5 protein-coding genes are annotated in these 7,588 nt (G+C 49.0%); 3 read left to right on the forward strand and 2 right to left on the reverse strand.

Annotated features, from left to right (window positions below; all coding sequences use genetic code 11):
- Positions 1–31: 31 nt before the first annotated feature.
- A complete protein-coding gene (locus IKG78_RS00675) occupies positions 32–1,819 on the reverse strand; it encodes a GGDEF domain-containing protein (RefSeq protein WP_290938094.1) in 1,788 nt (595 codons plus the stop codon).
- Between the two features lie 229 nt (positions 1,820–2,048).
- On the opposite strand from IKG78_RS00675, the gene IKG78_RS00680 reads away from it, so the two are divergent.
- Both IKG78_RS00680 and IKG78_RS00685 read left to right on the forward strand, forming a co-directional pair.
- Entirely contained in the window at positions 2,049–3,182 is a 1,134-nt protein-coding gene (locus tag IKG78_RS00680; protein WP_290938096.1) for a glycosyltransferase, read from the forward strand.
- A gap of 2 nt (positions 3,183–3,184) precedes the next feature.
- A complete protein-coding gene (locus IKG78_RS00685; protein ID WP_290938098.1) occupies positions 3,185–5,722 on the forward strand; it encodes a DNA topoisomerase III in 2,538 nt (845 codons plus the stop codon).
- Positions 5,723–5,890: 168 nt separating this feature from the next.
- On the opposite strand, the gene IKG78_RS00690 is transcribed toward IKG78_RS00685, so the two are convergent.
- Positions 5,891–6,286, reverse strand: coding sequence for a hypothetical protein (locus IKG78_RS00690; RefSeq protein ID WP_290938100.1), 396 nt, complete (start codon positions 6,284–6,286; stop codon positions 5,891–5,893).
- 31 nt (positions 6,287–6,317) lie between these two features.
- Here IKG78_RS00690 and IKG78_RS00695 point away from each other — a divergent pair, with 31 nt between their 5' ends.
- Complete coding sequence (locus tag IKG78_RS00695; RefSeq protein WP_290938102.1) at positions 6,318–7,343, forward strand: glycoside hydrolase family 3 N-terminal domain-containing protein; 1,026 nt, start codon at positions 6,318–6,320, stop codon at positions 7,341–7,343.
- Positions 7,344–7,588: the final 245 nt, after the last annotated feature.

A 7,588-nucleotide genomic window follows, 5' to 3' on the forward strand; every position in this document is an offset into this window, starting at 1 on the left:
GGGAAAAATGGGTCAAGTGCTTAGAAAGCCCTTAAATCGTCGTTCTTGCACCAATCGTGCGTATAATCATGTTCAGAATTTCGTCGCGCCCACCCTTCAATGACATTTTATTTTTGTACATGATTGCATCAGCCCGTTCGAACACCGCCGAAACGTTCTTGTCGTGCATCCTGTCGAAAACGGAAATGCCACAAGCGACAACCACCTTTTTCTCTTCGGCATTGCGCTTTACAATATCCGTGAACTTTTTTTCAATGTCTTCGCGAGATTCAAAATCGCACCCCTTCAAGATGACGACAAATTCATCGCCCCCCACGCGGAACACTGGGCTATGCTTGAACGTTTCGCAAACAAGTTTCGAAGCGTCCTTGATATACTCGTCACCCTTCTTGTGGCCCTGCGTATCGTTTACAGTCTTAAGTCCGTTCACGTCACAAATAGCAATCGCAAATTCATCGGCCACGCCAGACTTGATTTGTTCATTCAGTTTGCGTTCATATTCGCCATAGGCGTTCTTGTTCTTGATTCCCGTCAAATCGTCCTGACGAGCTTTTTCAAATGCAGCAGCGGCAATGCCTCTAAGTTTCTGTTCATGACGCACCTGAGCATCGACATTGGTAACGCTTATTACGATATGTTTCTTGCCTGAATAGACCGCCACCAAATTCACATATAGAGGTCCTGTAGGCGAATTCAGCCTGTACGTCAGCGAAAACAAACCGTTATCGTCAAGTTCCTTCAAAAGGACATCTCTCACAAGGGCCGCTTGCACTAAAAGAAGATCATCTTCATAGACAACCTGCAATGCGTCTTTCTGCAACTGGTTGAAAAAATCTTCACCTTCAGCGGCAACGTTCAACTCGCTGTATATACGTTCAGCCTTGTACTGCACAAAATGATTCGTATCCAAATCCACCATGTACAGAGCGTCGTAACGCTCGGCAAGAGCCATCACAATTTGCCCATAGACTTCATTCTGCGAAATCTTGACCCTCAACTCCTGCTCACGGCGAACCTGCACATCCACATTGGTAACGCTTATGGCAAGATGCTCCTTGTCGGTATATGCAGCATCCAATTTTACATAGACCGGCCCATTTATAGAATTCAGACGATATGTCAGCGTAAAAACTCCATAATCGTCTAATTCCTTTAACAAGATTTCTCTTTTAAGAGCCTCCGTCACTAATGCAAAATCATCTTTATAAATAACCTTGAGCGCATCACTTATCAACAACTGGAAAAAATCATCCCCTTCTTGAGCGATGCTCAATTCACTAAACACGCGTTCAGACTTGTATTGCACAAAATGGTCCGTTCGCAAATCCACCATGTACAAAGCATCAAATCGAGACGCAAGGGCAATCGCAATTTGGCTATAGGTTTCGCTCTTCGATGCTTTATTTTTCAATTCGATCTGTTCGCGTTCTTGCTTGTCAATGTTGTTTACACCCACAATCAAAAACTTACGCTCTTGAGACTGCGCAAGAGAAACCCTCATGTGAAACCAGATAGGCTCGCCATCGACGACAAGACGGTACTTAAAATCATAAGCATGGCCATCTTGAACCAATTTCAAGAGCGAGTCCCTGTTGACGAACGCCGCAAAGGATTCCTTATCTTCGGAATATACAACCGCTTCTGTATTGACCGCGGTGTCGGCCCAAAAATCATGGGAATCTTTCAAATCCAATTTGGTATGATTTCCATGAAAATCAATCATGACGTAATTATTCGTCTCAACATCGACAAAAAACACGCACTCGTAATCAAGAGAAAGTGCCGAAGCAACATCTTCAAAATTCAATTGCATATTCATAAGCTATCCCAAAACCGTAATTTTACTTACAAAAAACTAACATATTTGAATCAAAAAGGCAAAATTAATTCAAAAAGTGTAAAAAAACGCACACTAGAGGTGCAAGAAGAGAGAAAACTGTATTTAAAAGGGATTCTTACCATTATATTATATCCCCAAAAATTCCCCGTCATTCAATTCAATCCATTTTGATTTTCAAAAAACCTTATTACATTTTGCCGAAGAAAAAATGTTTTTGTCGATTTTGACATACGTGGTCATCGGACTTTTGGCGATTTTTGCACTCTTCTACCTCGGCTTAGAAGTGCGGTTCTTCCGTGCGCTCGGGCGGGTACGCGAAGGCTATGCCGACCCGGAACCGCTGCCGAAGGTGAGCATTTTGATCGCTGCACGCAACGAATCCGAAGGCATCCGCGAAACGCTAAACTCCGTCCTTGCCCAAGATTACGAAGGCGAATGGGAAATTTGGGTGGCAGATGACCGCTCCACGGACGACACCCCGAAGATTCTTGCCGAATACGAATCGCAGTTCAAGAACAGGCTGCATGTGCTCACCATTGACTCCCTCCCCGAAGGCGTAAGTCCCAAAAAACAAGCCATCAGCAAAATGATAGAAGTCTGCAATGGCGAAATTCTCTGCCTCACGGACGCCGACTGCATCGTGCAGCCTTCCTGGATCAAGGGAATCGTCAAGGAATTCGAACCAGGGATTGAACTTGTCGCCGGGCACTCCTACATCCCGACCGACAAGAGTTCGCCGTTCATCATCTGCATGCAAGCGGTCGAAACGCTCATTTATCGCGTCGCAGGCACAGCAGGGCTTGCCATGCACCTTCCGCTAACGAGCACGGGCAACAACCTCGCCTACCGCAAAAGCTTCTTCCAGAGCGTAAACGGCTTCAACGGAGTCATCAAAATCCAGAGCGGCGACGACGACCTCTTGATGCAAAAACTCGCCGCCGACCGTCCGTGGGCCATGCGCTACTGCATCACGCCTTCCACGTTCGTCACGACAAACGGCAAAGAAACGCTCAAGGCTCTCTGGGAACAACGCAAACGCTGGGCCTCCAAAACCATCTACTACACCCCGAAAATCGTCTTTGTGCTTTCGATGGTGTTCATGTTCCTCGTGATGCTCTGCGTGACTGCAACATTCTCGATTTTCAGTTTTAAATTATTCGTCGCCACCTTGATTGCATTCTTCTGCAAAAGCATCGGCGACATGGTTCTCATTATTCGCGGGCTAAAAATATTCAAGCAAGAGCACCTCCTCAAGTGGTGCATCCCAGTTGAATTCATACACGCCCCCTTTACCGTACTGGCCGTACTGTTCGGACTGTTCGGACGATTCAAGTGGAAATAAAAATGGCAACGACTAAAACAACAACTAAGGCGACAAAAACCACTGCAACAAAAACAGCCACCAAAGCTGCGGCAAAAACAACCGCAACAAAAACGGCTAAGGCAACCGAGGGAAAGACGCTCATCATCGCAGAAAAACCAAGCGTCGCAGCAGACCTCGTCAAGGTTCTCGGAGCAAAGACATTCAAGAAAGAAACCGCCTATTACGAAAGTGACACGACCATCGTTAGCCATGCGATTGGCCACCTCGTAGGTATCGCCGACCCCAAGGACATCAACGAAAAGTACAAGGCATGGGACATGAAGACGCTCCCCATGCTCCCCGAAAAGTTTCCGCTTGTAGCCCTCCCGACCACGAGAGGCCACCTCTCCGCACTCGGCAAGCTCATCAAACGCAAAGACGTGACGACGATTATAAACGCGTGCGATGCGGGCCGCGAAGGTGAACTGATATTCTTTTACATCGTGGATTACATCCTCAAGGGGAACTTCAAAGGCAAGACGTTCAAGAGACTTTGGATGCAGAGCATGACGCCTGCCGCCATCAAAGACGCTTTCGAGCACCTCCGCACCGAAGAAGACATGGTGAACTTGCGAAACGCCGCCCTCTGCCGCAGCGAAGCCGACTGGCTCGTGGGCATGAACGGAAGCCGCGGCCTCACCGCCTACAACAGTTCCATGGGCGGTTTCCAGATTACGCCGTGCGGACGCGTGCAGACCCCGACGCTCGCCATTATCGTCAAACGCGAAGAAGAACGCAACCGCTTTGTGCCGCAAAAGTTCTGGACCATCGAAGCCTCGTTCGACAACGCAGGCGCCGGTTACCAAGGCAAGTGGTTCACCGTCGATAAAGAAAACGGCAAAGACCGCGTGAAGCAGATTTTCGACGAGGCTCGCGCTCAGGAAATTCTCGCGAAGTGCAAAGGCAAGAACGGCTCCATCGAAGAGACCACCGCCCCGAGCCAGCAGAAATGCGGTCAGCTCTACGACCTCACCACGCTCCAGCGCGAAGCGAACAACCGCTTCGGTTTCAGCGCCAAGACAACGCTTTCCATCGCCCAATCGCTTTACGAACATTACAAGGCGACCACGTATCCGCGTACCGACAGCCGCTGCTTGCCCGAAGATTACGTCGCTCCGGTGAAGGCGACGCTCGGCAAAATCGAAGGTCCGCTCGCCAAGTTCGCGCAAGAAGCTTTGGACAAGAACTACGTGAAGCGCACACCAAAAGTTTTTGACAACTCGAAGATTTCGGACCACTTCGCCATCATCCCGACAGGCGTTGTACCAAAGGGTCTCTCCGAAGCCGAAGAAAAAATCTACACGATGATTTGCCAGCGCTTTATCGCTGTATTCTTCCCGCCGGCGCAGTACCTCAACACGACTCGCATCACGACGGTCGAAAGCGAAACGTTCATCACCGAAGGCAAGATTCTCGTCGATCCGGGATTCAAGGCGATTTACGGCAAGGAATCCGACGAAGAATCGAACATTCCGAAGTTGAACGGCAACACCGCCAAGACGCTCGACATCGAAGCCAAGGAAGACTTCACCAAGCCGCCTGCACACTACACCGAAAGTACGCTTTTGTCGATGATGGAAAGTGCCGGTAAGCTCGTCGAAGATGACGAACTCCGCGACGCGATGAAGGAACGCGGCCTCGGGACGCCAGCCACGCGAGCCGCCATTATCGAAAAGCTCGTGAGCGACAAATACGTTATCCGCGACGGCAAAGAAATGATTCCGACCGCAAAGGCGTTCGACCTCATCAAGGTTCTCTCCGCCATGAACTGCGAAGCCCTCACTAGCCCGGAACTCACCGGAGAATGGGAATACAAGATGGACCTCATCTCGAAGGGCAAGGAATCGCGCGAAGCCTTCATGAACGGCATCGTCGAAATGACAAAGACGATGGTGAAAAACATCAAGGGATTCAAGGAAGAAAGCACCACCGGCGAAGCAAGTTTCAGCCCCGTGAACGGCAAGAAAGTTTTCGAAACCGTCAGCCGCTACACCACCGAAGACGGCATCGTCATCCGCAAAATTGTGGGCGGCAAGCACTTGACCGAAAATGAAATCGTAGAGCTTTTGACCAAGCGAAAGATTGGCCCCTTGACCGGTTTCCGCAGCAAGAAGGGAGCTGAATTTTCTGCCGTGCTCACCATCAACGACGAAAACAAGATTGAATTTGTCTTTGACGAAAAGCCCGAAGAAATCGAAGTCGGTGAAGTTGTCGGCAAGTCCCCCGTCGATGGCTCGGATGTCTATGAAACGCTCACGGGCTACGTCTCCGAAAGCTACCTCAAGAAAGAACCGAGCGGCATCACGCTCCCGAAGGTTCTGTTGGGCAAAGAGCTTCCGCTCGACGAAATCAAGAAGTTGCTCGCTGGCGAAAAGACTTCGCTCATCAAGGGTTTCCGCAGCAACAAGACTCGCCGCCTGTTCGACGCCTACCTGACTTTAGTCAAGGGCAAAATCAAGTTCGAGTTCCCGCCGCGAGAATTCAAACCGAGAAGATTCGTGAAAAAGAAGGAAGGATGAGTAGGAAGTAGGAAGTAGACAGTAGGAAGGGTGGCTTCGCTACAGTAGCAGAAAAATGTCATTGCGAGGCCCCTGTAAGGGGACGCGGCAATCTCTCTATGAAAGATAAAAGACGAGAGAATAGTCTTCCCGCCCAATGACCAATGACTAACGACTATTGACCAATTACTAATACATGCATACAAAGATTCTGTTTATCATTGCAATTTTTGGGGCGTTTTCGATAACGTTGGCAGACAACGTATCCGAAAAACATTTTACCCCAATAAATTCACTAACAGAATCCTTACCGCAAAAAAATAAAACGCAAATCAATTTAATTATTGATACAACCTCGTCTCTTTCACCGACAAGTTCTTCCGCACTCCTCACAAGTTCATCTGACGAATTACCCAGATCATCAGCAACCATCAACAGCTCAAGTGCAGCGGTTTCAACTAATTTATCCACAACGTCGTCAGAATCTGCAACTTTAGCAAATTCATCAGCAACCGCCGCAGATTCCACAACATCCAGCTCGTCTGCGACTCTTGCAAAAAGTTCAGCAACATCCGCCAAAGGCAAACCGAACCCTTACAACTTGCCAGACGAACTCATGCCGCTATGGGAATCGATGACCATGCGTCAAAAGGCAGCGCAAATGATCATGGTATTCCTCACCAGTCCACAATTCGTGATTGAAAATGAAATCGGCGGCGTGCTCATTACCGGCAAGCATTTTCGCGAAATCGACAGCTATCTGCGTAAAATGTCAGAAATCGATTCCAGCATAAAAATTCCACTTTTTGTCGCCACCGACCAAGAAGGCGGAATCGTCAACCGTCTCGCCTCTATCGCTGATCGCTGGCACAGCCTCCCCAGCGCCCGCGAAATGCGCCACATGGATACCTCCAAAATCCACGTACTCGCCCAAAAAGTCGGACAAGCGCTCAACGAATACAAAATAAACATGAACCTAGCCCCTGTTTTGGACCCGTCTAAAGATTACAGCAACAAAAACTCATTCATGGAAGAAAACCGCCGTTCTTGGGGCAACGACACTTCTGTAGCGTTTAAAGTAAGATCTTTCGTCACCGGTATGCGCGAAAAAGGAATCGTCTGCGTTTCAAAGCACTTCCCCGGTTATGACTCCTGGACAAACAGCGACTTGCAAATCGCCGTCAGCGCCTCGCCCAAAGAAAAAATCGAACACAACGTGGAATTTTTCAGCACACTAGCCAACGATATCCCCGTCACGATGATGTCAAGCGTCCACTTTTTACGCATTTCGAGCCGCCCCGCCGTCTTTGACGCAAACATCGTCAAAATGGCTCGCCGTGGCCACCCGGACATGCTCATGCTCACCGATGACCTCTGGGGAACATCGTTACGCACTTGGGCAAGCGGCAAAACGCAAATTCCGCCTCGCAAAAATTACCCCGACAAAGACTTCAAACGCCTTGTCACAGCAATCATCGATGCCGGCAACGACATTCTCATGATTTCTTACACGTCCAAAGCTATAAACATGCTCGACATCATGATGAACCTCTGCGAAAAAAGTTCCAAGTACAAGCGCCGCATCGAAGAATCCGCCGCCCGCATCCTGAAGCTCAAGCATAAAATGGGGTTACTGAAGTAGGAGCGGCTTCGCCGCAGTTGGAAGTAGGCGGTAGGAAGTAGGAAGTAGACAGTAGGCGGTAGGAAGAAGAACGCAAGCGTTCGTGCTCGATAACCTTGCTCGTCGTTGCGCAAGCGCATGACTCAGCGGAAATCAAATGCGAGTCCACAAGTGGCCTCTCGCTTGATTTCCTTGCTCGTCGTTCCTCTTCGAGGCTTGACTGCTGCGATTATCTAATACGAACGCAAGCGTTCGTGCTTGATAAC

This window comes from Fibrobacter sp. (genome assembly GCF_017545445.1).
Classification (GTDB): Bacteria; Fibrobacterota; Fibrobacteria; order Fibrobacterales; family Fibrobacteraceae; genus Fibrobacter.

Excerpts from the sequence above, each read along its gene's own strand:
- IKG78_RS00675 (WP_290938094.1), bottom strand. The coding sequence starts at position 1,819 with ATGAATATGCAATTGAATTTTGAAGATGTTGCTTCGGCACTTTCTCTT.
- IKG78_RS00680 (WP_290938096.1), top strand. The coding sequence starts at position 2,049 with ATGTTTTTGTCGATTTTGACATACGTGGTCATCGGACTTTTGGCGATT.
- IKG78_RS00685 (WP_290938098.1), top strand. The coding sequence starts at position 3,185 with ATGGCAACGACTAAAACAACAACTAAGGCGACAAAAACCACTGCAACA.
- IKG78_RS00695 (WP_290938102.1), top strand. The coding sequence starts at position 6,318 with ATGCCGCTATGGGAATCGATGACCATGCGTCAAAAGGCAGCGCAAATG.